This is a genomic window from Micromonospora sp. ATLC20, assembly GCF_057196585.1.
In genome coordinates, this window is sequence record NZ_JBXUOV010000395.1 from 1 (window position 1) to 984 (window position 984).

1 protein-coding gene and 1 rRNA gene are annotated in these 984 nt (G+C 71.8%); one reads left to right on the forward strand and one right to left on the reverse strand.

All coding sequences use genetic code 11. The features are described 5' to 3' along the window. Positions 1-805 (forward strand): hypothetical protein (locus AC2CHG_RS31555; protein WP_484526228.1); only part of this gene is annotated, 805 nt, incomplete at its 5' end. Between the two features lie 94 nt (positions 806-899). Here the strand turns inward: AC2CHG_RS31555 and rrf are convergent. Then, positions 900-984: ribosomal RNA gene (gene rrf / locus AC2CHG_RS31560) — 5S ribosomal RNA — on the reverse strand; the annotation flags it as partial.

Here is a 984-nt window from a genome sequence, read left to right on the forward strand (position 1 = left end):
CGCCGCCGCGGAAACCACCCTCACGGTCGCCACCACGGAAGCCACCCTCGCGACGGTCACCGCCACGGAAACCACCCTCACGGGCGCCGCCCTCGCGACGATCGCCGCCGCGGAAACCACCCTCACGGTCGCCACCACGGAAACCGCCCTCACGGCGGTCACCGCCACGGAAACCACCCTCACGGTCGCCACCACGGAAACCGCCCTCGCGACGGTCACCGCCGCGGAAACCACCCTCACGGGCACCGCCTTCACGACGATCGCCGCCGCGGAAGCCGCCCTCACGGCGGTCACCGCCACGGAAACCACCCTCACGGTCGCCACCACGGAAACCACCCTCGCGACGGTCACCGCCACGGAAACCACCCTCGCGACGCTCACCACCGCGGAAACCGCCGTCACGGTCGCCACCACGGAAACCGCCTTCACGACGGTCGCCGCCCGGACGGCTTCCACTCCGGAAGCCACCCTCACGGTCGCCGCCACGGAAACCGCCCTCACGACGGTCGCCACCGCCCGAGCCGCCTTCACGACGGTCACTGCCGCGGAAGCCACCCTCGCGACGGTCACCGCCACGGAAGCCACCCTCACGGTCGCCACCGCGGAAACCGCCTTCGCGGCGGTCGCCGCCACGGGTGCCACTGTCACGGTCGCCACTACGGAAGCCGCCCGGGCGGTCGTCGCGGCCGCCCCGGTACGAGGGACGGTCATCGCGACGGCCGTCGCGGCCGGCGTCACCACGCCCCTGGCCGCGGTCGGCGCGATCCTCGTAACGACGGGGGCGGTCCCCGCCCTGGGGTCCTGAGCTCACAGGTACATCCTTCCTGATGGCGTTTCCGCCGAGAACGCTAACGCAGTCGAGGGCCGCCCCTGCTGGGGCGGCCCTCGACTGGAAGATTGTCCGGCGGTGTCCTACTCTCCCACACCCTCCCGAGTGCAGTACCATCGGCGCTGGAGGGCTTAGCTTCCGGGTTCGGAATGTGA